The following is a 23658-nucleotide window of genomic DNA, read 5'->3' as shown; positions in this document are numbered from 1 at the left end:
TCATTTCAAATAAGGAGTCGACAACGTGACTGGTCAATCGCAATTTGCTGGCGTCTGGTGTCCTTCCATTACGCCAATGGACAATGATGGCAAGATCGATCTCAACGGTCTAAGCCTGCATCTCAAACGCCTTACCGAGGCCAAAATCGACGTGATTTTGCTGATGGGCAGCATCGGGGAATTTGCCTCCTTTACGCTCGAAGAAAGGCTGCTGCTGATCCGCGAGGCCCGCGCCATGAGCTCGCTAAAGATGGTCGCCAACGTCTCATCCACCTGCCAGAATGATGTTTTATTGATGGCGCAGGAAGCGTATCGCGCAGGTTACGATGCCGTGATGATCCTGCCGCCCTACTACTACGGACAAACGGCGAAACAGCTGCTGAGCTACTTCCGTCAGTTGGGGCAGAAACTCAGCGGCAAATGGTTTGCTTATAACTTCCCGGCACGCACCGGCTGCGATTTAACCCCCGAACTGGTAGCCACCCTCGCCGCCGAGTTCCCGAATTTCGCTGGCATTAAAGACACCGTCGACTGCCAGTCCCATACCCGCAGTATGATTCAGACCACCCGCGCCGTGCGGGAGGATTTTGCCGTGCTGTCCGGCTATGACGAATACTACATTCCCAACCTGTTAGCAGGTGGCGCGGGGATAATTTCAGGGTTGAACAACGTCATGCCGGAACTGTTTGTCAGCGCGCGGGAAGCGTTCAAACAGGGCGACCTGGCAGCGCTTCGCGATATTCAGGACCAGATTGGCACCTACATGTCCATCTATGCCATCGGCGAAGATTTTGTCACCACCATCAAAACCGTGGTATCGCGTAAGTTTGGCTATTGTACCAGCGTGTCACGTAATGCCGGTGGAGAGTTGAACGAGAGTGAGTGTCGAACAATCGATGAGGTGTTTGTCGTCAAAGGGTAAATAATTAAGCCGGATGGTGCAGACCATCCGGCTTAAGAGACTTACTTCACGGTGCCACGAATATCAATTTCTGCCGCCCTTGCTTTGGCCCTTTTCGACCAGATAGACGTGATAATCGGCACCAGAATGGAGGTCACAATCACCGACGTGGCGACCAGGGAAGTTGCTGCCGGTGCCATCGGTTTAAATGCCGGAACCATTTCAGCAATCAGCACAGGCGTAGCAACCGCCGCCCCCGCAGAACTGGAAGCGGCAATCCCCGCCGTACCATCGCCACCACCAATCAGTTTATCGGCGATAATCAATGGAATACCAGTGATGATAATCACCGCCACGCCCAGCAGAATACCCAGCACGCCGGTCTGCGCAATCACGCTCAAATCAATGGTGTTACCTAATGCGAAGGCAAAGAACGGGATCAGCGTCTGCACCGCTTTGCTGAAGAACTCCCGCAGTTCAGGGTCCAGATTCCCCAGCGCAAAGCCAATCAGGAACGGCAATACCGCACCAACAAATACGTGTGGTTCAAACGACGCGATCCCGGCGGTTCCCAGAATCACCATGGTCATCAGCGGGCCAGACTCCAGCGACATCAGGACAAACGCCCCGGCCTCTTCTTTGGTGCCGTACTGCTGCATAATCGAGGCATACAGCCCGCCGTTGGTCATATCCATCGCGGCCACCAGCGCCAGCGTAGACAACCCTGCGAAGAATCCGACCTCTACACCATGTTCCGGCAGAATGCGTGAAGCAATCGCTGCAACCACCCACGCCACCAGAATCTTGGTTATGACTAACGTACCTGATTTACGCAGCACGGTGCCGGTGGCGCTTAGCTTGATCGACGCCCCCATGCAAAAGAACCAGACTGCCAGGATAGGCACCGTACCGGTGATCATACCGTTGGTAAAAGAGCCGAAATATTTCCCGGCGCCGGGGGAAAAGGTGTGACACAACGCGCCCAGGAAAAGCGGCACCAGCATCATACCGCCTGGGATTTTCTCTATCGTACGTTTGATCTGCATTTCCATCACCTGTAGACATAAAAATGGGGCAATTTTTATGGGCGATTGCATCTTGCTTTGAGATGCGCCCGTCTTGATGAAAAGAAGATAGACATTCATAGAGACTATAAAAGTGATCCCACTCGCATAATAAAACCTTGTTTCAATTTAAGTGGATCATTGTTTTTATATTGAGTTTGATCACAAAAAAACCCCACAAGCATCGCTTGCAGGGCTTTGTTAAAGCGTAGAACTTATTTATTTGCTGCGAAACGCGCGGCAGCTTCGTCCCAGTTCACGACGTTCCAGAACTCTTTGATGTAGTCCGGGCGACGGTTCTGGAATTTCAGGTAGTAAGCGTGTTCCCAAACGTCCAGGCCCACGATTGGGAAACCGGAAGCGCCAGAGATAGCTTCACCCATCAGCGGGGAATCCTGGTTGGCGGTGGAAACAACAGCCAGTTTGTCACCTTTCAGAACCAGCCACGCCCAGCCGGAGCCAAAGCGGGTTGCCGCTGCTTTTTCAAATTCAGCTTTGAAGTTGTCAACGGAGCCGAAGTCACGTTCGATAGCCGCTTTCAGGTCGCCCTGCAGCGTAGTACCGGTTTTCAGGCCTTTCCAGAACAGGCTGTGGTTAGCGTGACCGCCCGCGTTGTTACGCAGTACGGTTTTCTTGTCTGCTGGCAGTTGATCCAGTTTGGTGATCAGCTCTTCAACGGACAGGCTGGCGAATTCAGGCAGGCTTTCCAGCGCAGCGTTGGCGTTGTTTACGTAAGCCTGGTGGTGTTTGGTGTGGTGAATTTCCATCGTCTGCTTATCGAAGTGCGGTTCAAGGGCATCATAAGCGTACGGCAGGGATGGCAGTGTATAACTCATAATCATCTCCAGTATTGTCGGGCGGCCAGTGTTAACGCCGCGTAAGCAGTTGGGTCATTATAGTTAATTAAATGATATTGAAAATGATTATCAATGCCGTACTTTTTACAGGGTTTTAATGAATCAAACCCATTGTTAAAGATGTGAGCCGAATCACCCACTTAACGTGATAATTGCCAACATGCGCAAAAGGGCGGCAATCGTCAAAAGGTTAACCACCTGCGTAATTTTTAAACTCGTTAGGTCGGAGGGGTCATTACCGACGATAAAAAATAACGAGGATTAAGTCATGAGTAACGCGATTACGATGGGTATCTTTTGGCATTTGATAGGGGCAGCCAGTGCCGCCTGCTTCTATGCCCCGTTCAAGCAAGTCAAACATTGGTCATGGGAAACGATGTGGTCGGTTGGCGGGATCGTCTCCTGGATAATCCTGCCGTGGACCATCAGCGCCATGTTACTTCCCGATTTCTGGGCCTACTTCAGCTCCTTCAGCCTCTCCACGCTGGCGCCGGTATTTCTGTTTGGTGCAATGTGGGGGATTGGTAATATCAACTATGGCCTGACCATGCGCTATCTCGGTATGTCGATGGGTATCGGGATTGCGATAGGTATTACGCTGATTGTCGGCACGCTGATGACCCCGATTATCAACGGCAATTTTGATGTACTGATCAATACCTCTGGTGGCCGCATGACGCTGCTTGGCGTACTGGTCGCGCTGATTGGCGTGGGCATTGTTACCCGTGCCGGTCAGTTAAAAGAACGAAAAATGGGCATCAAAGCGGAAGATTTCAACCTGAAAAAAGGTCTGGTTCTGGCCGTCATGTGCGGTATTTTCTCCGCCGGGATGTCCTTTGCGATGAACGCGGCGAAACCGATGCACGATGCCGCCGCCGCGTTGGGCGTCGATCCGCTGTATGTCGCCCTGCCTAGCTATGTGGTCATTATGGGCGGTGGCGCGCTTGTTAACCTGGGCTTCTGCTTCATTCGTCTGGCAAAAGTGAAGAACTTGTCGATAAAAGCCGACTTCTCGTTAGCCAAACCGCTGATTATCACCAACGTGCTGCTCTCTGCGCTTGGTGGCTTGATGTGGTATCTACAATTCTTCTTCTACGCCTGGGGCCACGCACGTATTCCGGCGCAGTATGACTATGTAAGCTGGATGCTGCACATGAGCTTCTATGTTTTGTGCGGCGGGATTGTCGGTCTGGTATTGAAAGAGTGGAAAAACGCGGGTCGTCGTCCGGTCAGCGTGTTAAGCCTCGGCTGCGTAGTGATCATTGTCGCGGCAAACATTGTCGGTCTGGGAATGGCCAGCTAAGCATGCTGAGTACTGAGATGACGCCACTGGCTCGGCGTCATCCCGGTTTCCCGCGTAAATACCACCGAAAAGTAGTTACTGTCCTCAAAGCCGCAGCGCATGGAAATCTCGCTAATCATCAACCGACTATGTTTGAGCAGATACTGCGCATGGCAAACCCGCACCTGGCGGAGATACTGGTTGATGGTCATCCCGGTCTGGCTGCGAAACTGCTGGCGCAAAACGCGCTCGCTGCATTGTTCGCGCTCGCAAAACGTATCCAGTTCAAACGCATGCTCATGGCTACCGGCTAACGCGGTGATCAGTTTATCCAACAGCGTTTCACTGGAGGTCGCCGGGAGCGTATCCGTGGCATAACGATGCCGCTTAAGGTGTGTCACCAGTTGCCCGAACAGCAGCTCAGCCATGGTAAAAGCCTGTGCATCACGTTGATTACTTTCATGTTCAAGCTGGCTTATCACCTGTCGGACCTGGCTCATGCCAACGCTGCCGAGTCGCCAATGCGGCTGCCTCGGCGTACCGTTAAATCCGGGGATCACCCCTTGCCAGTCAACATTCAGCGTCAACCGCTCCGGGCAGTAGATGATATTTTGCAACACCAGGTCGTTCACGGAGGTGTAGGAGTGTTTATCTTCGGCGCGAATGTAAAACAGATCGCCACGGGTTATCCGGTACGGGCGATCGTTAAGGACATGCAGACCATTACCGCGCCAGACCATGACCAGCTCGCAAAACTCGTGGGTATGCTCAGCAAAGACATCCTGCGGATAACGGTCAGCCACGGCCACAGCCTGCTGCTCATGCGCAAAGAAGTCTGATTTCAGAAGGACCAGATGATTCGCCATCACAATATTCCCTGTCGGATGGCGGCTACGCCTTATCCGACCTACAGATTACGTGACACGTAGGCCGGATAAGGCGTAGCCACCATCCGGCGTTAAGGGACATGATTATCTGAGATTCGGCGGTAAAAAACGTTGATAGCTTTCGCGTTACTGGAGGCGGCTTGCCACAACGAGATCGCGCCCCTGACGAATATCGCGTGGTGACCACTTGAACTCACGACGAAAAAGCGTCGAAAAGTGGTTACTGTCGCCGAATCCGCAGAGATAAGCGATGTCTGTCACACTGTCATCACTGTGGCGAAGCAGATGCCGGGCCTTGATCAGCCGCAAGCGGTTAAGGTAGCGCTGCGGCGTCAATCCGGTTTGCTGTTTGAGCTGGCGATGCAGAGTGCGCAAAGAGAGGGAAAACTTCTCGGCCACCGCCTCCCAACACACCTCGTCGGCAAAGTTATCTTCCAGCCACGCCATCAGGAGGTTAAGCCGCGCGTCGTTATCGGTCGCTGCTTCCATCAGGCTGCTTTTACGCAGCAGCACCAGCAGTTGCATAAACAGGATCTCGCGATTTGCCGCCGTTGGTGTATCCATCCCCTCACCGAGCGCTTCCATCTGCCCCACCAGTTGTCGAACCTGCTGCAACACCCCCTGATTCACCCGCCAATGGGAGGGATACTGCCCGTTCTGTTCCTGAGGTAAAAGCTGATTCAGCCCAGCCAGAAATTGAAACGCATCCGGAGAGCGATACAACACATTGGTCAGGCACAGATTGTCAGTATGTTCATATAAATGCCGGTCATGATCGCGAACGAAACACACCGTACCGCCGCTGATGGTGTAAGGCTGCCCGTTGAACACATGGATCCCCGTTCCATGTTCGACCACCACAATTTCATGAAAATCATGATGATGCTCTGGAAACGCAGGTTGAGGAAGCCGCGGTTCAATAGCCACTGGCGCTTTACCTGTCGGAAAAAAATCCACGCAATGCAATACCGTCATGATGACATCCTTCCCGATCAAATGAACATGGCTGAATAGTAATTAAGGGTTATCACCCTCACCTTAAATTTTTGACGCCAAAGTGCGTAAACACGGTCAATTCTTCAAGAAATGGCGGGAAAGATCGGGAATTGCGGAAGGCGTCACATCCGCTAAAACAGGTCCTATTAATAGAAATTGTGAACAGCGTCACGTTCACCTTTGCCATGTTGCCAGCCGCTAATTGTGGCTGTCACTGTCAAGAAGGTACGCTTTATCTGGGGTTCTTAGACTGATTGCAATAAAACTCAGAAGGACCTCGCTATGACTTTTCGCCATTGTGTCGCAGTCGATCTCGGCGCATCCAGTGGGCGCGTAATGCTGGCGCGTTACGACAGTGAACACCGCTCCCTGACGCTACGTGAAATCCACCGCTTCATGAACTGCCTGCAAAAAACAGACGGTTTTGACACCTGGGACATCGACAGCCTGGAAAACGATATTCGTCTTGGCCTGAAAAAAGTCTGCGATGAAGGCATTCGGATAGACAGCATCGGCATTGATACCTGGGGCGTGGATTACGTTCTGATCGATAACGTTGGTCAACGTGTCGGTCTGCCGGTCTCTTACCGTGACAGCCGCACGACCGGCATTATGGCGCAGGCGATGGAGCAGCCGGGTAAAGGTGAAATTTACCGCCGTAGCGGCATTCAGTTTCTGCCCTTTAACACCCTGTATCAACTGCGTGCACTGGTTGAACAGCAGCCAGAACTGCTCCCGCAGGTGGCCCATGCCCTGCTGATCCCCGACTACTTCAGCTTTCGCCTGACCGGCAAAATGAACTGGGAATACACCAACGCCACCACCACCCAGCTAGTCAATATCAATACCGACGACTGGGATGACACACTGCTGGCGTGGACCGGGGCAGACAAAGCCTGGTTTGGTCGCCCGACGCATCCAGGGAACGTGATCGGCCACTGGATTTGCCCACAGAAAAACCAAATTCCGGTTGTCGCCGTCGCCAGTCACGACACGGCCAGCGCGGTCATTGCTTCTCCGCTGGCCGACAAAAACAGCGCCTATCTCTCTTCCGGGACCTGGTCGCTGATGGGCTTTGAGAGCAGAACACCTTATACCAACGATGTGGCGCTGGCGGCGAATATTACCAACGAAGGCGGCGCGGAAGGACGCTACCGTGTCCTGAAAAATATCATGGGGCTGTGGCTGCTCCAGCGCGTATTAAAAGAGCGCCAGATTACCGACCTGCCAACGCTTATCAGCCAAACGCAAGCGCTGCCGGCCTGCCAGTTCCTGATAAACCCGAACGACGATCGCTTTATCAACCCCGACGATATGAGTGCAGAAATTCAGGCAGCATGCCGTGAATCAGGCCAACCCGTTCCCCTGCAAAACGCCGAACTGGCGCGCTGTATCTTCGACAGCCTGGCGTTGCTGTACGCCGACATCCTGCAAGAACTGGCACAACTGCGTGGTGCAGCATTTAGCCAACTGCACATTGTCGGTGGCGGCTGCCAGAACACCTTACTGAACCAGCTGTGTGCGGACGCCTGCGGTATTCGCGTGATGTCCGGGCCGATTGAGGCCTCCACGCTCGGCAATATTGGCATCCAGCTGATGACGCTGGACGAGCTGAACAACGTCGATGATTTCCGTCAGGTGGTGCGCGCCAACTACGAACTGACCACCTTCATTCCCAATCCTGAAAGTGAAATTGCCCGCTACCAGGCGCAGTTTCAATCACTACGACAGACAAAGGAGCTTTGCGCATGACCACTCAACTTGAACAAGCCTGGGAACTGGCAAAACTGCGTTTCGCCGCGGTAGGTATTGATGTCGAGGCGGCCTTACGCCAGCTCGATCGTCTGCCGGTCTCCATGCACTGCTGGCAGGGCGATGATGTCGCCGGTTTCGAAAACCCGGAAGGCTCGCTCACTGGCGGTATTCAGGCTACCGGTAACTATCCGGGTAAAGCGCGTAACGCCACCGAACTGCGGGCCGATCTGGAGCAGGCGCTGAGCCTGATTCCTGGTCCAAAACGTCTGAATTTGCACGCGATCTATCTGGAATCTGATACGCCGGTTGCCCGCGACCAAATCAAACCTGAGCACTTTAAAAACTGGGTGGAGTGGGCGAAAGCGAACCAGTTAGGGCTGGATTTCAACCCATCCTGCTTCTCACACCCGCTGAGCGCCGACGGTTTCACGCTGGCGCACGCCGACGACACCATTCGCCAGTTCTGGATCGATCACTGCAAAGCCAGCCGTCGCGTCTCGGCGTATTTTGGCGAGCAGTTGGGTACACCATCGGTGATGAACATCTGGATCCCGGATGGCATGAAAGACATCACCGTTGACCGTTTAGCACCGCGCCAGCGTCTGCTGGACGCACTGGACGAAGTGATCAGCGAGAAACTCGACCCGGCGCACCATATCGATGCCGTCGAAAGCAAGCTGTTTGGCATCGGTGCGGAAAGCTACACCGTGGGCTCTAACGAGTTCTACATGGGTTACGCCACCAGCCGCCAGACCGCACTGTGTCTGGATGCGGGCCACTTCCATCCGACTGAAGTGATCTCCGACAAAATTTCCGCCGCCATGCTGTATGTACCACGCCTGCTGCTGCACGTCAGCCGTCCGGTGCGCTGGGACAGCGATCACGTGGTGCTGTTGGATGATGAAACTCAGGCGATTGCCAGCGAGATCGTTCGCCACAACCTGTTTGACCGCGTACACATTGGCCTCGACTTCTTCGACGCCTCCATTAACCGCATCGCCGCGTGGGTGATCGGCACCCGCAATATGAAAAAAGCCCTGCTGCGCGCGCTGTTAGAACCCACCGAGCAACTGCGTCAGCTCGAAGCCAGCGGCGACTACACCGCACGTCTGGCCCTGCTGGAAGAGCAAAAATCGCTGCCGTGGCAGGCCGTCTGGGAGATGTATTGCCAGCGCCACGACACGCCTGCGGGCAGCCAGTGGCTGGACAGCGTGCGCGCTTATGAAAAAGAGATTTTGAGCAAACGTAGCTAACCGTGACGCCAGGCTTGTAGGCCGGATAAGACGCCCCACGTCGCCATCCGGCAATAAATGAAACACGATTGCCGGATGGCGCTTCGCTTATCCGGCCTACGTAAGACCCGATAACGTTCGGGCAATAAACAGGAACACCGAACATGCAAAAAATTACGACTTCCTGGTTCGTCCAGGGGATGATCAAAGCCACTTCTGATGCGTGGCTGAAAGGCTGGGACGAGCGTAATGGCGGCAACCTGACGCTGCGTCTTGATGAAGCAGATATCGCGCCGTTTAGCGCCGATTTCCACGAAAAACCACGCTATATTGCGCTAAGTCAGCCGATGCCGCTGCTGGCAAACACACCGTTTATCGTCACCGGTTCCGGTAAGTTTTTCCGTAACGTCCAGCTCGATCCCGCGGCAAACTTGGGCGTGGTACAAATAGACAGCGACGGTGCGGGCTACCACATTCTCTGGGGCCTGACCCACGAGGCCGTGCCGACCTCTGAACTGCCGGCTCACTTCCTCTCTCACTGCGAACGCATTAAAGCGACGAACGGTAAAGACCGCGTGATCATGCACTGCCATGCCACCAACCTGATCGCTCTGACCTACGTACTGGAAAACAATACAGCGCTGATTACCCGCAAGCTGTGGGAAGGCAGCACCGAGTGCCTGGTGGTGTTCCCGGATGGCGTTGGCATTCTGCCGTGGATGGTGCCGGGTACAGATGAAATTGGTCAGGCTACTGCCGAGGAAATGCAGAAACACTCGCTGGTACTTTGGCCGTTCCACGGCGTGTTCGGAAGCGGACCTACCCTAGACGAAGCGTTCGGTTTGATAGATACCGCAGAGAAATCCGCCGAAGTTCTGGTCAAAATCTTTTCGATGGGCGGTATGAAGCAGACCATCTCACGTGAAGAGCTGGTCGCACTTGGCAAACGCTTTGGTGTTACGCCGCTGGCAAGCGCCATAGAGCTGTACTGATACCTCCCAACTCAACGCCGGATGGGGCTTCGCCTTATCCGGCCTACAGGATTTTATTATTAAGGAGAATTGTGATGAGCTTTATGTTGGCACTGCCAAAAATTAGCCTGCATGGCGCCGGCGCGATTGCCGATATGGTGAATCTCGTGGCGAATAAACAATGGGGCAAAGCGCTGATCGTCACCGATGGTCAACTGGTAAAACTGGGCCTGCTGGATAGCCTGTTTGCCGCGCTGGATAAACATCAAATGTCTTACCACCTGTTTGATGAAGTATTCCCGAACCCGACAGAAGAGCTGGTACAGAAAGGTTTTGCAGCCTATCAGAACGCAGAATGTGACTACATCATCGCCTTCGGTGGCGGCAGCCCGATCGATACCGCCAAAGCAGTAAAAATCCTGACAGCCAACCCTGGCCCTTCTACCGCTTACTCCGGCGTGGGCAAAGTGAAAAATGCTGGCGTCCCGCTGGTCGCCATCAACACTACCGCCGGTACGGCAGCAGAGATGACCAGCAACGCGGTCATTATCGACTCTGCCCGTAAGGTTAAAGAGGTGGTCATCGACCCGAATATCATCCCGGATATCGCTGTGGATGATGCCAGCGTAATGCTGGAAATCCCGGCCTCCGTCACCGCCGCAACCGGTATGGACGCCCTGACCCACGCGGTGGAAGCCTATGTTTCCGTTGGTGCACATCCGCTCACCGACGCTAACGCACTGGAAGCGATTCGCCTGATCAACCTGTGGCTACCAAAAGCGGTCGACGACGGTCATAACCTCGAAGCTCGTGAGCAAATGGCGTTTGGTCAGTATCTGGCGGGGATGGCATTTAACAGCGCTGGTCTGGGTCTGGTGCATGCGCTGGCGCACCAGCCGGGCGCAACCCATAATCTGCCACACGGCGTCTGCAACGCCATCCTGCTGCCGGTAATCGAAAACTTTAACCGTCCGAACGCCGTGACGCGCTTTGCCCGCGTGGCGCAGGCAATGGGCGTCGATACCCGTGACATGAGCGATGAAGCGGCAAGTATGGAGGCCATCAACGCGATTCGTGCACTCAGCAAGCGTGTCGGTATTCCTGCGGGCTTTAGTTCCCTTGGCGTGACGAAAGAGGATATTGAAGGCTGGCTGGATAAAGCGTTGGCCGATCCGTGTGCGCCGTGCAACCCGCGCACCGCCAGCCGCGACGAGGTCCGCGAGCTGTATCTGGAGGCGTTATGATCCGCAAGGCCTTTGTGATGCAGGTGAATGCCGACGCGCACGTTGAATATCAACGTCGGCACAATCCCATCTGGCCAGAGCTGGAAGCGGTGCTGAAAGAGCACGGCGCCCATCACTACGCGATTTATCTCGATCAGGCGCGCAATCTGCTGTTCGCCACCGTTGAGATTGAGTCCGAAGAACGCTGGAATGCCGTTGCCAGCACCGACGTTTGCCAACGTTGGTGGAAGCATATGCGTGACGTAATGCCAGCAAACCCGGACAACAGCCCGGTTAGCGCAGAGCTAAAAGAAGTGTTTTATTTGCAATAGACTTGTAGGCCGGATAAGGCGCTAACGCGCCGCATCCGGCACAACGCAACAGAACAGTTAGTTCTGCTCAGAAACCAGAATCGCCTGGGTGTCAGGCTCCAGCGCTTTAAAAATATGCGCCCGATCGGCGGGGTAACAAATATAGTCCCCCTCGCCTAACTCCTCCGGCGCTTCCGTCAATCCTACCATCGCCTTACCCTGCGTCACGATGATGTGTTCAACCGATCCCGGTGGATGCGGCTGTGAAATACGATCCGCGCCCGGCTGCGTCAGCAGCAGATAGATATCCCGCCGCGCCCCCGGCGGGCAGGCGGCCAGTAAAATGGCCTGATAGTGGGCCTGCTCAGCCACCACCTTTGTCCCTTCTCCTCGACGAATCACCTGCGTTTTTTGTTCCTGCGGCTCCAGCAGGCGAGCAAAGGGAATATCCAACGCCACACACAGCGACCAGAGCGTTTCCAGGCTAGGATTGCCATTGCCCGCTTCCAATTGCGAGAGTGTCGATTTTGCAATCCCTGCGCGACGGGCAATCTCTGCCAATGACAAACCGGTGCGCTGACGTTCACGCACAAGGCTTTTCGCGATCATACTGATGGGCTGGGTCATTCACGACTCCATGTTCTCTATATCGAACGATTCGTTCGACTTGTAATATTAACTGGTCGCGTTCATTATAATGGAAATTCGTTCGATATGGCTAAAACGGTATGAAACATTATTTTTCCAGTCTCAAAGGCGACACGATAAAAGCAATATTTTTAGTCTGTCTGGCCGTCGGCGTAGTCGGCATGTCATACGGCTCGTTGGCGATGGCCTACGGCTTCCCGCTGTGGGTGCCGTTTGTGCTTTCGATTACGGTACTGGCGGGTGCGTCCGAGTTTATGTTTATCGGCATCGTCGCCAGTGGCGGTAACCCACTGGCGGCTGCGGCTGCCGGCTTACTGGTCAACGCCCGACACGTGCCGTTTGGCGTCACGGTGCGCGATCTGGTGGGCTCGCGGGCTGCGAGTTTCCTCGGCTGTCATATCATGAACGACGAAAGCGTAGTCTTTGGCCTGTCGCAAAAAACGCCCGAACAACGTAAAGCCGCCTTCTGGCTGTGCGGTCTGGGCGTCGCGCTTTTCTGGCCTGTTGGCACACTGATCGGCGCGGGCGTCGGCAAACTGCTCCCCGCCCCGGAAACCATCGGTCTGGATGCCGTCTTCCCTGCAATTTTATTAGCCTTAGTGGTCCCGACCTTTAAAAATCGCACCACGCTGATTCGCGCCTGTAGCGGTGCCGGGTTGTCGCTTGCCGCCATCCCCTTTGCGCCGGTCGGTTTACCTGTTTTGCTCTCACTGTTTGGCTTACTGACGAGGAAAAAATAATGGGCAACATGACGCTGTTTATCGTCGGTATCGCCATGTTATCTCTGGGAACGTATTTAATGCGTTTAGGAGGAGCGAAGCTTGGGAGCCGATTAGCGTTCTCGGAACGCTCGCAGGCGCTGCTTTCCGACGCCGCAACGGTATTACTGTTCTCCGTTGCGCTGGCGACCACCTTTTACGAAGGTGAACACTTCGCTGGCATGGCCCGCGTGCTGGGCGTGGCTTTTGCGGTATTTCTCGCATGGCGCAAGATGCCGCTAATCGTGGTGATCGTCGCTGCCGCAGTGGTGACCGCATTGCTGCGAATGGCGGGTATAAACTAAAAAAGCGCCTCAAGGGCGCTCTTTCGACAGTACTAAGGTATCTTATTTCAGCAGTTCGGCGGTCATGTGCACGCGGTTACCGGTGTATGCCTGAGTGATTTTGTAATCGCTGGCGCCTGCACGTTCAGCCTGAGCGGCGATTTTTGCTTCAGCGCTTTCCAGCGTAGAACCGGTTGCGGTCACTGTCTGAGCAGCGAAAGAACCGAAAGAAGTAGCCAGAGCGATAACTGCGACAAAAGTTTTGATGCTTTTCATGATATAAACCCTTTAACTTAGTTGTTTGAGTAAGGCACCGTGCCTTGATGTGATAAATAATAGGCTGATACCCGAACAACTGAAAGCGGAAGGATTTGCCAGTCTTATTCAAATTATTTGAGAGATAAGATGTTACGTAATCAGGAATCACAATGGCTTGCTGGCAGCCGTAGAAAAACGCAACTGGCGGGTAATTGGTTACTTCGTCAGGGTGAACCACAAAGTAAAATTCATCTTTTACATCATGGTGTGGCTCGTGCGGTTTATCACGCGGACAACGGCGTTGAAAGGGTTAAAGAGTTCTACTTTGCCGGGGAATACTGCTTTCTGTACCTGAACTGGCTAACTAACACACCTGCCGATTACAGCCTGCAAATGATCGCCGCTGGAGAAACCACTGAAATCCCCTTAGCTTTGCTGGATGCACCGGAAAATCAGGATATTAAGACTCAGCTACTGGTCCAGCAATTGATCTACAAAGAGAAAAAAGAGCAAATGCTGCTGCTCAATACCCCAGAGCAACGCTATCAGTACGTACAAACACACTTCCCGGACTGGGAGTCACAGCTCACCCAGCGCGATCTTGCCAGCTATATCGGCATTACCCCCGTTAGCCTATCCCGTATTCGCCAGCGTCTTAACAAAGGTTAACGCCTTACGGTGATGCGTCGATTATTGTCCCGTCACTCTTTAATAGATGGCGACCACAATGAACGCATTTCTTCTTTCTCAGATGCTGGCTGGCATCAGCTTCTTACTGGATATTTCCGCTTTTCATTTTCAACGCCGAGCTATCACTTTAACGCTGCTCACCAGTTCTACGTCTCTGTTAGCTATCCATTTCTATCTTTTGGATCAACACGCTGCGGCTGGGTTAATGATCATTGCCGCATGCCGCTACGCGACAGCCATCGTCACCTTTCACCGCTGGGTGATGTGGGGATTTATGCTGGGGTCGCTGCTGTGTAGCATTTATCTTTGGCAAAATCTGTCGAGTATTTTGCCGCTGATGGGAAGCCTGCTGATGACCTTTGCGTCATTTCAAAAACGCAGCGGAAAATTACGGGGATACACCTTGTGCGGCAGCCTGTGTTGGCTGCTGAACAATGTGATTGTTGGCTCGCCAGTTGCCGTAATCATGGAACTGGCATTTTCCGGCAGTATTCTGGCCGCCTGGTGGCGTCACAGCGCGACCAGACGTTGCGGATGCGTATAGATCGTCGCCCTGCCCGGTTTGCAAAAACCCACCAGCGTCAGGTTACAACGTTCGGCAACTTCCACGGCGAGCGTTGTCGCCGCAGAAACAGCAAACAGGATCTCCACACCGCACATCGCCGACTTCTGCACCATCTCATAACTGGCGCGGCTGGAGACTAATACCGCGCCCTGTTGCCAGGTTTCCCCTTCGATTGCACGTCGTCCCAGCAGTTTATCCAACGCAACATGACGTCCAACATCTTCATGCCCGCCCGCCAGATGACCTGACGGCTGTACCCAGGCAGCCGCGTGCGTGCAGCCTGTCAGTTGCCCCACGGGTTGAAAATCGTTGAGATGTCGTAAAGCGTTATCAAGATTCGCCAGATCGAATGTCTGGGTAAACGGCAGCGGCTGGACCGGCTTGCCAATGTCATTGAGCTGCTCCACGCCACAAACGCCGCAACCGGTGCGACCGGCCAGCGCGCGACGACGCTCCTTCAGCCCCATAAAGCGACGGCTGGACAGTTCAACCTGCACTTCCAATCCGTTGCAGGAAGGCACTACGTCCATTCCGTAGATATCCTGCGGGGACTCAATAATGCCTTCAGAAAGTGAAAAACCCATCGCGAAATGCTCAAGATCTTTCGGTGATGCCATCATCACCACGTGTGAAATCCCGTTGTATACCAGCGCTACAGGCACTTCTTCAGCTACCTCATCAGGCTGAGGATGTTGCAAATCCTCGCGTTTCCAGAGGGTCAACTGACGAGATCCTGTCGGAGATGTCACATTCTTGATGTTTTCTTGAATAATCTTATTCACTTTCTTTTAACCATATTGGAACACACATACCAACATTGTGGTATTCTTTACAAACCCCTCCTGGACGGAGGGAAATTCACCCAATTCTGGACCTTTGCGGTCCCGTCCGCAAAGAAAAATAACAACCACTTCCCTCGCGTTCGCGTTATAGAAAAGCGAAGGGAACGTGACAATGTCGAAACAAGGAGCGAACCATGCAGGTCAGCAGAAGGCAGTTCTTTAAGATCTGCGCTGGCGGTATGGCAGGCACCACGGCAGCGGCACTGGGCTTTGCACCCGGCGTAGCGCTCGCGGAAACACGGCAATATAAACTGCTGCGCACCCGCGAAACCCGTAACACCTGCACCTACTGTTCCGTTGGCTGTGGACTGTTAATGTACAGTCTCGGTGACGGCGCAAAAAACGCCAAAGCATCCATCTTCCATATTGAAGGGGACCCGGATCACCCGGTGAACCGCGGCGCGCTGTGCCCGAAAGGGGCAGGACTTGTGGACTTCATCCACTCCGAAAGCCGCCTGAAATTCCCGGAATATCGCGCACCAGGCTCAGATAAGTGGCAACAGATTAGCTGGGATGAGGCATTTGACCGCATCGCTAAGCTGATGAAAGAAGACCGCGACGCTAACTACGTTGCACAAAACGCTGAAGGCGTAACCGTTAACCGCTGGCTTTCCACCGGAATGCTGTGTGCTTCCGCTTCCAGTAACGAAACCGGCTATTTAACGCAAAAATTCTCCCGCGCGCTCGGTATGCTCGCGGTCGACAACCAGGCACGCGTCTGACACGGACCAACGGTAGCAAGTCTTGCTCCAACATTTGGTCGCGGTGCGATGACCAACCACTGGGTCGACATTAAAAACGCCAACCTCGTCGTGGTGATGGGCGGTAACGCCGCTGAAGCTCACCCGGTCGGATTCCGCTGGGCGATGGAAGCCAAAATTCACAACGGCGCGAAGCTGATTGTTATCGATCCACGCTTTACGCGAACCGCTGCGGTGGCTGATTTCTATGCGCCAATTCGTTCCGGTACTGACATTGCTTTCCTGTCAGGCGTTTTGCTGTACCTGCTGAACAACGAAAAATTTAACCGCGAATACACTGAGGCCTATACCAACGCCAGCCTGATCGTGCGTGAGGATTACGGTTTCGAAGATGGCCTGTTCACCGGCTACGACGCGGACAAACGCAAGTATGACAAAACCAGTTGGAACTACGAGCTGGATGAAAAAGGCTTCGCCAAACGCGACGTCACCCTGCAACATCCGCGCTGCGTATGGAACCTGCTGAAACAGCACGTCTCCCGCTACACGCCAGACGTCGTAGAAAACATCTGCGGTACACCAAAGGCCGACTTCCTGAAGGTCTGTGAGTACATCGCAGAAACCAGCGCCAAAGATAAAACCGCGTCGTTCCTGTACGCCCTGGGCTGGACACAACACTCCGTGGGTGCGCAGAACATCCGTACCATGGCGATGATCCAGTTGCTGCTTGGCAACATGGGGATGGCAGGCGGCGGTGTTAACGCCCTGCGCGGTCACTCCAACATTCAGGGCCTGACCGACTTAGGCCTGCTGTCACAAAGCCTGCCAGGCTATATGACGCTGCCAAGCGAGAAACAAACTGACCTGCAAACCTACCTTGCAGCCAACACGCCAAAACCGTTGCTGGAAGGTCAGGTGAACTACTGGGGCAACTACCCGAAATTCTTCGTTTCGATGATGAAAGCCTTCTTTGGCGATAAAGCGACAGCGGAAAACAGCTGGGGCTTCGACTGGCTGCCGAAGTGGGATAAAGGGTACGACGTCCTGCAGTACTTCGAGATGATGAATCAGGGCAAAGTGAATGGCTATATCTGCCAGGGCTTTAACCCGGTCGCGTCATTCCCGAACAAAAACAAAGTTGTGGCTTCACTGTCCAAACTGAAGTTCCTGGTCACTATCGACCCGCTCAACACCGAGACCTCCACTTTCTGGCAGAACCACGGTGAGTCAAACGATGTTGATCCGTTGAAAATCCAGACCGAAGTATTCCGTCTGCCGTCCACCTGCTTCGCCGAAGAGAACGGTTCTATCGTTAACTCCGGTCGCTGGCTGCAGTGGCACTGGAAAGGCGCGGACGCCCCGGGGATTGCCGTTACCGATGGCGAAATCCTCGCCGGTATCTTCCTGCGTCTGCGCAAGATGTATGCCGAGCAAGGTGGCGCGAACCCGGAACAGGTGCTGAGCATGACCTGGAACTACTCCACCCCGCACGAACCGGCTTCGGAAGAAGTGGCGATGGAGAGCAACGGTAAAGCGCTGGCCGACATTACCGACCCGGCAACCGGTGCGGTTATCGTCAAGAAAGGCCAACAGCTTAGCTCGTTCGCCCAACTGCGTGACGATGGCACGACCTCCAGCGGCTGCTGGATTTTTGCCGGTAGCTGGACGCCGGAAGGCAACCAGATGGCACGTCGCGATAACGCCGACCCGTCAGGCCTTGGTAATACGCTGGGCTGGGCCTGGGCATGGCCGCTTAACCGACGCATTCTGTATAACCGCGCCTCCGCTGATCCGCAGGGGAATCCGTGGGATCCAAAACGTCAGATCCTGAAATGGGATGGGGCGAAGTGGAGCGGGATGGATATTCCGGACTACAGCGCCGCCGCACCTGGCAGCAACGTAGGGCCGTTCATCATGCAGCCGGAAGGGATGGGACGCCTGTTTGCTATCGATAAGATGGCGGAAGGTCCGTTCCCGGAACACTACGAGCCGTTTGAAACACCGCTGGGGACTAACCCACTGCACCCGAACGTTATCTCTAACCCTGCCGCGCGCATCTTTAAAGGTGACGCAGAAGCACTGGGTAAAGCAGATAAGTTCCCGTACGTCGGTACAACCTACCGTCTGACCGAGCACTTCCACTACTGGACCAAGCATGCGCTGCTGAATGCCATCGCTCAGCCGGAACAGTTTGTGGAAATTGGCGAGAAACTGGCGAATAAGCTCGGTATCTCCCACGGCGATACCGTCAAAGTCTCCTCTAATCGCGGCTACATTAAGGCCAAGGCGGTGGTGACCAAACGTATTCGCACGCTGAAGGCTAACGGTAAGGATATCGACACAATCGGTATTCCGATTCACTGGGGCTACGAAGGTGTGGCGAAAAAAGGCTTTATCGCTAACACGTTAACGCCATTCGTCGGTGATGCGAACACGCAGACGCCGGAATTTAAGTCCTTCCTCGTGAACGTGGAAAAGGTGTAACGGAGACGACCTATGGCTTATCAATCGCAAGACATCATTCGTCGTTCCGCCACTAACGGTTTCACCCCCGCGCCTCAGGCGCGGGACCATCAGGAAGAAGTGGCGAAGCTTATCGACGTCACCACCTGTATCGGCTGTAAAGCGTGTCAGGTGGCGTGTTCTGAATGGAACGACATCCGTGATGAAGTGGGCAACAACGTTGGGGTGTACGACAACCCGGCCGATTTGACCGCCAAATCCTGGACGGTGATGCGCTTCTCGGAAGTGGAACAAAACGACAAACTGGAATGGCTTATCCGCAAGGATGGCTGTATGCACTGCGCCGATCCGGGCTGCCTGAAGGCGTGTCCGGCTGAAGGCGCAATCATTCAGTATGCCAACGGTATCGTCGACTTCCAGTCTGAGCAGTGCATCGGCTGTGGCTACTGCATCGCGGGCTGCCCGTTCGACGTGCCGCGCCTCAATCCGGAAGACAACCGCGTCTACAAATGTACGCTGTGCGTTGACCGTGTTGTGGTCGGGCAAGAACCGGCCTGCGTGAAAACCTGTCCAACCGGCGCCATTCATTTCGGCACCAAAGAGTCGATGAAAACGCTGGCAGGCGAGCGCGTGGCGGAGCTGAAAACGCGTGGTTACGAAAACGCGGGTCTGTACGATCCGGCGGGTGTTGGCGGTACGCACGTAATGTACGTATTGCACCATGCGGACAAGCCAAATCTGTATCACGGCCTGCCAGAGAACCCGGAGATCAGCGCTACCGTTAAGTTCTGGAAAGGCATCTGGAAACCCCTCGCAGCCGTCGGCTTTGCAGCGACATTTGCGGCCAGCATCTTCCACTACGTCGGCGTAGGCCCGAACCGTGCGGAAGAGGAAGAAGACAATCTGCATGAAAAAGACGACGAGGTGCGCAAATGAAACGACGTGACACCATCGTGCGCTACACGGCGCCGGAACGCATCAACCACTGGATCACCGCCTTCTGCTTCATTCTGGCGGCGGTGAGCGGGATGGGCTTTCTCTTCCCGTCTTTTAACTGGCTGATGCACATCATGGGCACTCCACAACTGGCGCGAATTGTGCACCCGTTTGTCGGCGTGATCATGTTTGCCTCGTTTATCATCATGTTTTTCCGTTACTGGCACCACAATCTAATCAATCGGGATGATATCTTTTGGGCGAAGAATATTCGTAAGATTGTCGTCAACGAGGAAGTAGGTGACACGGGACGTTATAACTTCGGCCAGAAATGCGTATTCTGGGCGGCGATTATCTTCCTGGTCCTGTTGCTGGTGAGCGGAGTGGTCATCTGGCGTCCGTATTTTGCGCCTGCTTTCTCAATCCCGGTGATCCGATTCGCGTTAATGCTGCATTCATTTGCCGCAGTAGCGTTAATTGTGGTTATCATGGTGCACATTTACGCCGCCCTTTGGGTGAAAGGCACCATTACCGCGATGGTGGAAGGATGGGTTACCAGTTCATGGGCGAAGAAACATCACCCACGCTGGTACCGTGAAGTCCGCCAGAAACAGGAAAAGTCATCTGAATGAGTATTCGCATAATCCCGCAAGATGAGCTGGAGAAGAGCGAGAAACGCACGGCGGATATGATTCCGCCGTTATTATTCCCCAGACTCAAAAATTTGTATAACCGCCGCGCTGAGCGCCTGCGCGAGCTGGCCGAGAACAACCCGCTGGGCGATTATCTGCGCTTTGCCGCGCTGATTGCCCACGCGCAGGAAGTGGTGTTGTACGACCATCCGCTGCAGATGGATCTGACCGCTCGCATCAAAGAAGCGAACGATCAGGGCAAACCGCCGCTGGATATCCACGTCCTGCCGCGCGACAAGCACTGGCAAAAACTGCTGCAGTCGTTAATTGCTGAGCTGAAACCAGAAATGAGCGGTCCTGCGCTTGCCGTGATCGAAAATCTGGAAAAAGCCTCAGAACAGGAACTGGAGCTGATGGCCAGCGCGCTGTTTGCCTCTGATTTCGCCTCCGTCAGCAGCGATAAAGCACCGTTTATTTGGGCTGCCCTGTCGCTCTACTGGGCGCAGATGGCAAGCCTGATCCCCGGCAAAGCCCGTGCGGAATACGGCGAACAGCGTCAGTACTGCCCGGTGTGTGGTTCAATGCCGGTCTCCAGCATGGTGCAAATCGGTACCACTCAGGGGCTGCGCTATCTGCACTGCAACCTATGCGAAACCGAGTGGCACGTGGTACGCGTGAAATGCAGCAACTGCGAGCAAAGCCGTGATTTGAACTACTGGTCGCTGGATAACGAACAGGCGGCAATTAAAGCTGAAAGCTGCGGCGACTGTGGGACTTACCTGAAGATTCTCTATCAGGAAAAAGACCCTAAAGTTGAAGCCGTGGCTGACGATCTCGCTTCACTGATGCTGGACGCGCACATGGAGCAAGAGGGCTTTGCCCGCAGCTCTATCAACCCGTTCCTGTTCCCGGGTGAAGGGGAGTAGGTTGTTAGCCAGCAGATCCTAGTTATTCAGGGTCTGCTGTTCTCTATTTTTCATCCTCAATATGTCACTTTTTCAGCTGTGTAATATCCATATCGTATTTTTCGATGCTTGTCTGGCAACATTTAAGTAAATATAAAGTACAACATTAAAATAAATAAAAAATTAATTCTCCGCAGGTCGCATATAATTACAAAAATCATATAACAAGAATTTTCTAATAGATTTTTAATCATCATCGCCACTAATCATTCAACCGGATATTCACCGATAATATGAACAGATAAATCATATTGTGATGCCTCCGGAAATACTCTTTTGTATTTATTCAGGAAGGCATTTATGTCATCAGGATTACGTTTCACACTGGAAGTGGACGGTCTGCCGTCGGACGCTCTGGTCGTGACGTCCTTTCATCTGAGTCAGTCCTTATCCGAACTCTTCTCCCTCGATATTTCGCTCGTCAGCCAGCAACTTCTCAGCATCGATTTCTCTCAAGTACTAGAAAAGCCAGCGCACCTCAAAATCTGGCAGGGCACGGAGATACAGCGCCGGGTGAACGGCATTGTCACCTGGTTTGAGCAGGGGGACAACGACGGGCACCAGATGCTGTACAACATGAGAGTCCGTCCGCCGCTGTGGCGCGCCGGGCTGCGCCAGAACTCCCGTATTTTCCAGAATGAGGACATCAAAAGCATCCTCGGGACGATACTGCAGGAAAACGGGATCACGGACTGGAGCCCGCTGTTCAGCGAGGCGCATCCGGCGCGAGAGTTCTGCGTGCAGTACGGTGAAACGGATTATGACTTTCTGGTGCGGATGGCCGCGGAGGAAGGGCTGTTCTTCTACGAGGAGTACTCACCGGACAGCGATGACCAGAATCTGGTGCTGTGCGACACGGTGCGCTTTCTACCGAAGGCGTTTGAAATCCCGTGGAACCCGAATAACTGCAGCGAGGTGAGCACGCCGTGCATCAGCCAGTTTCGTCACAGTGCACAGATACGCCCCTCTTCCGTTATAGGCAAGGACTACACCTTCAAACGTCCGGGCTGGGCGGGCCGCTTTGAGCACCAGGGTGAACATCAGGATTACCAGCGCACGCAGTACGAGGTATTTGACTATCCAGGGCGCTTCAAGGATGCACACGGGCAGAACTTCACCCGCTGGCAGATGGAGGGATGGAGCAATAATGCCGAAGAAGCCCAGGGGAAAAGCCGTTCCCCGGCAATATGGCCGGGACGGCGTATCACGCTGATGGAACATCCGCAGGCGAGTCTGAACCGGGAATGGCAGGTGGTGAGCAGTGATTTGCAGGGGAGCCAGCCGCAAGCAGTAGCAGGACGTTCCGGCGCAGGAACCACCCTTGAGAATGATTTTACGGTGATCCCGGCAGACAGAACGTGGCGGCCGATACCCCAACCCAAGCCGTCGGTGGACGGCCCGCAGTCGGCAGTCGTCACCGGCCCGGAAGGCGAGGAAATCTTCTGCGACGAGCACGGTCGCGTGCGGGTGAAATTCAACTGGGACCGCTATAACCCGGCCAATCAGGACAGCTCATGCTGGATCCGGGTGGCGCAGGCGTGGGCGGGGCCGGGTTTCGGAAACTTAGCCATACCGCGCGTGGGCCAGGAGGTGATCGTCGATTTTCTGAACGGCGATCCGGATCAGCCGATCATCATGGGGCGAACCTATCACGCCGAAAATACCCCACCGGGTGGGCTGCCGGGGACGAAAACCCAGATGACTATTCGCTCAAAAACCTATATGGGCAGCGGGTTTAATGAACTGAAGTTTGATGATGCGACCGGAAAAGAGCAGGTCTATATCCATGCGCAAAAGAATATGGATACCGAGGTACTGAACAACCGTACAACGGATGTTAAAGCAAATCATACCGAGACCATCGGCAGCAACCAGGTTATCACCGTGAAGGGCAATCAGGTACAGACGGTGGTACAGAATCAGAACGAAACAATAGGCCAGAACCAGAGCCTGACCGTGGGCCTGAATCAGGCCGAAACGGTCGGTGTCGCCCGAGCCCTGACCGTAGGAGTGGCGTATCAGACCACCGTATTAGGTGTGATGAATACCTCCGTTGCACTGATGCAGTCCTCACAGGTAGGTGTTCATAAATCCCTGCTGGTGGGAAAAGGTTACAACGTGGACGTGGGGGAAAACGTCACCTTTACGGCGGGTAAAAGTCTCCGGGAAAGTGCCGGAAAAGTGGCGGTCTATTCCGCCGGTGAGCATCTTGAACTGTGCTGCGGAAAGGCCCGGCTGGTGCTGACACAGAACGGTAAAATATTTCTTAACGGTACAGCAATCAATCTCCAGGGCGTTCAGACGTTAAGCGGTGATTCAGCCCTGATTAACTGGAACTGTGGCGCGACAGAAAATCCGCCCAAAATGCCGGAACAGGAAAATGACAGCCCGGATCTGCCGCAATTCTGACTAACAAAACGATAAATAATAACGGACT

The 23658-nt window shown here is 54.1% G+C and carries 23 protein-coding genes; 16 read left to right on the top strand and 7 right to left on the bottom strand.

Features of this window, described 5'->3' with window-relative positions; all coding sequences use genetic code 11:
* The first annotated feature begins 25 nt into the window (after positions 1 to 25).
* Positions 26 to 922 (top strand): dihydrodipicolinate synthase family protein, encoded by an 897-nt coding sequence (locus tag OGY09_RS00755; protein WP_032945583.1) that lies wholly within the window; start codon positions 26 to 28, stop codon positions 920 to 922.
* A 41-nt stretch (positions 923 to 963) separates the two neighbouring features.
* Here OGY09_RS00755 and kdgT read toward each other — a convergent pair whose 3' ends face one another.
* On the bottom strand, positions 964 to 1947 hold the full coding sequence (kdgT, locus tag OGY09_RS00750) for a 2-keto-3-deoxygluconate transporter (RefSeq protein WP_020996114.1): 984 nt from the start codon (positions 1945 to 1947) through the stop codon (positions 964 to 966).
* 233 nt (positions 1948 to 2180) lie between these two features.
* Entirely contained in the window at positions 2181 to 2801 is a 621-nt protein-coding gene (sodA, locus tag OGY09_RS00745; protein WP_032945581.1) for a superoxide dismutase [Mn], read from the bottom strand.
* Positions 2802 to 3090: 289 nt separating this feature from the next.
* Between sodA and rhaT the strand changes: the two genes are divergently transcribed.
* Complete coding sequence (gene rhaT, locus OGY09_RS00740; protein ID WP_003825242.1) at positions 3091 to 4125, top strand: L-rhamnose/proton symporter RhaT; 1035 nt, start codon at positions 3091 to 3093, stop codon at positions 4123 to 4125.
* Here the strand turns inward: rhaT and rhaR are convergent.
* A complete protein-coding gene (rhaR, locus tag OGY09_RS00735; protein WP_032945579.1) occupies positions 4122 to 4970 on the bottom strand; it encodes an HTH-type transcriptional activator RhaR in 849 nt (282 codons plus the stop codon). The two genes, rhaT and rhaR, sit on opposite strands and share 4 nt — an antisense overlap.
* Before the next feature lie 147 nt (positions 4971 to 5117).
* Complete coding sequence (gene rhaS / locus OGY09_RS00730; protein ID WP_032945577.1) at positions 5118 to 5966, bottom strand: HTH-type transcriptional activator RhaS; 849 nt, start codon at positions 5964 to 5966, stop codon at positions 5118 to 5120.
* A gap of 303 nt (positions 5967 to 6269) precedes the next feature.
* On the opposite strand from rhaS, the gene rhaB reads away from it, so the two are divergent.
* The 5 genes from rhaB to rhaM all read left to right on the top strand — a co-directional run bounded on the left by rhaB (position 6270) and on the right by rhaM (position 11500).
* Positions 6270 to 7739 carry a rhamnulokinase gene (gene rhaB, locus OGY09_RS00725; RefSeq protein WP_032945575.1) on the top strand — a complete coding sequence of 490 codons (1470 nt, stop codon included), beginning with the start codon at positions 6270 to 6272 and terminating at the stop codon, positions 7737 to 7739.
* A complete protein-coding gene (gene rhaA, locus OGY09_RS00720; protein WP_008787011.1) occupies positions 7736 to 8995 on the top strand; it encodes an L-rhamnose isomerase in 1260 nt (419 codons plus the stop codon). Before rhaB ends, rhaA begins: the two co-directional genes overlap by 4 nt.
* Positions 8996 to 9138: 143 nt before the next feature.
* Positions 9139 to 9966 carry a rhamnulose-1-phosphate aldolase gene (rhaD, locus tag OGY09_RS00715; RefSeq protein WP_008787010.1) on the top strand — a complete coding sequence of 276 codons (828 nt, stop codon included), beginning with the start codon at positions 9139 to 9141 and terminating at the stop codon, positions 9964 to 9966.
* Between the two features lie 74 nt (positions 9967 to 10040).
* The gene (gene fucO / locus OGY09_RS00710; RefSeq protein WP_032945574.1) at positions 10041 to 11189 is read left to right on the top strand and encodes a lactaldehyde reductase; all 1149 of its coding nucleotides are present in this window, start codon (positions 10041 to 10043) and stop codon (positions 11187 to 11189) included.
* Positions 11186 to 11500, top strand: a complete 315-nt coding sequence (gene rhaM / locus OGY09_RS00705; protein WP_003825253.1) for an L-rhamnose mutarotase — start codon at positions 11186 to 11188, stop codon at positions 11498 to 11500. Before fucO ends, rhaM begins: the two co-directional genes overlap by 4 nt.
* 57 nt (positions 11501 to 11557) lie before the next feature.
* Here the strand turns inward: rhaM and OGY09_RS00700 are convergent, their stop codons facing one another.
* Positions 11558 to 12106 carry a helix-turn-helix domain-containing protein gene (locus tag OGY09_RS00700; protein ID WP_003825255.1) on the bottom strand — a complete coding sequence of 183 codons (549 nt, stop codon included), beginning with the start codon at positions 12104 to 12106 and terminating at the stop codon, positions 11558 to 11560.
* A 101-nt stretch (positions 12107 to 12207) separates the two neighbouring features.
* Between OGY09_RS00700 and OGY09_RS00695 the strand changes: the two genes are divergently transcribed.
* Together OGY09_RS00695 and OGY09_RS00690 are read left to right on the top strand one after the other, a co-directional pair.
* On the top strand, positions 12208 to 12867 hold the full coding sequence (locus tag OGY09_RS00695; RefSeq protein ID WP_032945572.1) for an AzlC family ABC transporter permease: 660 nt from the start codon (positions 12208 to 12210) through the stop codon (positions 12865 to 12867).
* Positions 12867 to 13190, top strand: a complete 324-nt coding sequence (locus OGY09_RS00690; RefSeq protein WP_003825260.1) for an AzlD domain-containing protein — start codon at positions 12867 to 12869, stop codon at positions 13188 to 13190. The genes OGY09_RS00695 and OGY09_RS00690 overlap by 1 nt, the downstream gene beginning before the upstream one ends.
* 42 nt (positions 13191 to 13232) lie before the next feature.
* Here OGY09_RS00690 and OGY09_RS00685 read toward each other — a convergent pair whose 3' ends face one another.
* Positions 13233 to 13445, bottom strand: a complete 213-nt coding sequence (locus OGY09_RS00685) for a YdgH/BhsA/McbA family protein (protein WP_003825262.1) — start codon at positions 13443 to 13445, stop codon at positions 13233 to 13235.
* Between the two features lie 129 nt (positions 13446 to 13574).
* On the opposite strand from OGY09_RS00685, the gene OGY09_RS00680 reads away from it, so the two are divergent.
* On the top strand, positions 13575 to 14096 hold the full coding sequence (locus OGY09_RS00680; protein ID WP_032945571.1) for a Crp/Fnr family transcriptional regulator: 522 nt from the start codon (positions 13575 to 13577) through the stop codon (positions 14094 to 14096).
* A gap of 58 nt (positions 14097 to 14154) precedes the next feature.
* Positions 14155 to 14661 carry a YgjV family protein gene (locus OGY09_RS00675; RefSeq protein ID WP_032945569.1) on the top strand — a complete coding sequence of 169 codons (507 nt, stop codon included), beginning with the start codon at positions 14155 to 14157 and terminating at the stop codon, positions 14659 to 14661.
* Here the strand turns inward: OGY09_RS00675 and fdhD are convergent.
* On the bottom strand, positions 14628 to 15464 hold the full coding sequence (gene fdhD, locus OGY09_RS00670) for a formate dehydrogenase accessory sulfurtransferase FdhD (protein ID WP_071992584.1): 837 nt from the start codon (positions 15462 to 15464) through the stop codon (positions 14628 to 14630). The genes OGY09_RS00675 and fdhD overlap by 34 nt on opposite strands.
* 194 nt (positions 15465 to 15658) lie before the next feature.
* Between fdhD and fdnG the strand changes: the two genes are divergently transcribed.
* The 5 genes from fdnG (at position 15659) to OGY09_RS00645 (ending at position 23630) form a co-directional block, all read left to right on the top strand.
* Positions 15659 to 18709 carry a formate dehydrogenase-N subunit alpha gene (fdnG, locus tag OGY09_RS00665; RefSeq protein ID WP_275399181.1) on the top strand — a complete coding sequence of 1017 codons (3051 nt, stop codon included), beginning with the start codon at positions 15659 to 15661 and terminating at the stop codon, positions 18707 to 18709.
* Positions 18710 to 18721: 12 nt separating this feature from the next.
* Positions 18722 to 19624, top strand: coding sequence for a formate dehydrogenase O subunit beta (fdoH, locus tag OGY09_RS00660; RefSeq protein ID WP_003825273.1), 903 nt, complete (start codon positions 18722 to 18724; stop codon positions 19622 to 19624).
* Entirely contained in the window at positions 19621 to 20256 is a 636-nt protein-coding gene (gene fdoI, locus OGY09_RS00655) for a formate dehydrogenase cytochrome b556 subunit (protein WP_003028686.1), read from the top strand. Before fdoH ends, fdoI begins: the two co-directional genes overlap by 4 nt.
* The gene (gene fdhE, locus OGY09_RS00650; RefSeq protein ID WP_003028685.1) at positions 20253 to 21182 is read left to right on the top strand and encodes a formate dehydrogenase accessory protein FdhE; all 930 of its coding nucleotides are present in this window, start codon (positions 20253 to 20255) and stop codon (positions 21180 to 21182) included. The genes fdoI and fdhE overlap by 4 nt, the downstream gene beginning before the upstream one ends.
* A gap of 339 nt (positions 21183 to 21521) precedes the next feature.
* A complete protein-coding gene (locus OGY09_RS00645; protein ID WP_032945564.1) occupies positions 21522 to 23630 on the top strand; it encodes a type VI secretion system Vgr family protein in 2109 nt (702 codons plus the stop codon).
* Positions 23631 to 23658: the final 28 nt, after the last annotated feature.

Source organism: Citrobacter sp. Cpo071, from assembly GCF_030332765.1.
Taxonomy (GTDB): domain Bacteria; phylum Pseudomonadota; class Gammaproteobacteria; order Enterobacterales; family Enterobacteriaceae; genus Citrobacter; species Citrobacter portucalensis.
The sequence above is the reverse complement of the archived record's forward strand: the minus strand, read 5'-3'. Positions and strand labels throughout refer to the sequence as shown.

Coding starts and splice junctions, on each gene's coding strand:
- rhaA (WP_008787011.1), top strand. CDS start 7,736: ATGACCACTCAACTTGAACAAGCCTGGGAACTGGCAAAACTGCGTTTC.
- OGY09_RS00675 (WP_032945569.1), top strand. CDS start 14,155: ATGAACGCATTTCTTCTTTCTCAGATGCTGGCTGGCATCAGCTTCTTA.
- OGY09_RS00685 (WP_003825262.1), bottom strand. CDS start 13,445: ATGAAAAGCATCAAAACTTTTGTCGCAGTTATCGCTCTGGCTACTTCT.
- OGY09_RS00680 (WP_032945571.1), top strand. CDS start 13,575: ATGTTACGTAATCAGGAATCACAATGGCTTGCTGGCAGCCGTAGAAAA.
- OGY09_RS00645 (WP_032945564.1), top strand. CDS start 21,522: ATGTCATCAGGATTACGTTTCACACTGGAAGTGGACGGTCTGCCGTCG.
- kdgT (WP_020996114.1), bottom strand. CDS start 1,947: ATGCAGATCAAACGTACGATAGAGAAAATCCCAGGCGGTATGATGCTG.
- fdhE (WP_003028685.1), top strand. CDS start 20,253: ATGAGTATTCGCATAATCCCGCAAGATGAGCTGGAGAAGAGCGAGAAA.
- rhaB (WP_032945575.1), top strand. CDS start 6,270: ATGACTTTTCGCCATTGTGTCGCAGTCGATCTCGGCGCATCCAGTGGG.
- rhaM (WP_003825253.1), top strand. CDS start 11,186: ATGATCCGCAAGGCCTTTGTGATGCAGGTGAATGCCGACGCGCACGTT.
- OGY09_RS00695 (WP_032945572.1), top strand. CDS start 12,208: ATGAAACATTATTTTTCCAGTCTCAAAGGCGACACGATAAAAGCAATA.
- OGY09_RS00690 (WP_003825260.1), top strand. CDS start 12,867: ATGGGCAACATGACGCTGTTTATCGTCGGTATCGCCATGTTATCTCTG.
- fdoI (WP_003028686.1), top strand. CDS start 19,621: ATGAAACGACGTGACACCATCGTGCGCTACACGGCGCCGGAACGCATC.
- rhaT (WP_003825242.1), top strand. CDS start 3,091: ATGAGTAACGCGATTACGATGGGTATCTTTTGGCATTTGATAGGGGCA.
- rhaR (WP_032945579.1), bottom strand. CDS start 4,970: ATGGCGAATCATCTGGTCCTTCTGAAATCAGACTTCTTTGCGCATGAG.
- fucO (WP_032945574.1), top strand. CDS start 10,041: ATGAGCTTTATGTTGGCACTGCCAAAAATTAGCCTGCATGGCGCCGGC.
- sodA (WP_032945581.1), bottom strand. CDS start 2,801: ATGAGTTATACACTGCCATCCCTGCCGTACGCTTATGATGCCCTTGAA.
- rhaS (WP_032945577.1), bottom strand. CDS start 5,966: ATGACGGTATTGCATTGCGTGGATTTTTTTCCGACAGGTAAAGCGCCA.
- OGY09_RS00700 (WP_003825255.1), bottom strand. CDS start 12,106: ATGACCCAGCCCATCAGTATGATCGCGAAAAGCCTTGTGCGTGAACGT.
- fdoH (WP_003825273.1), top strand. CDS start 18,722: ATGGCTTATCAATCGCAAGACATCATTCGTCGTTCCGCCACTAACGGT.
- rhaD (WP_008787010.1), top strand. CDS start 9,139: ATGCAAAAAATTACGACTTCCTGGTTCGTCCAGGGGATGATCAAAGCC.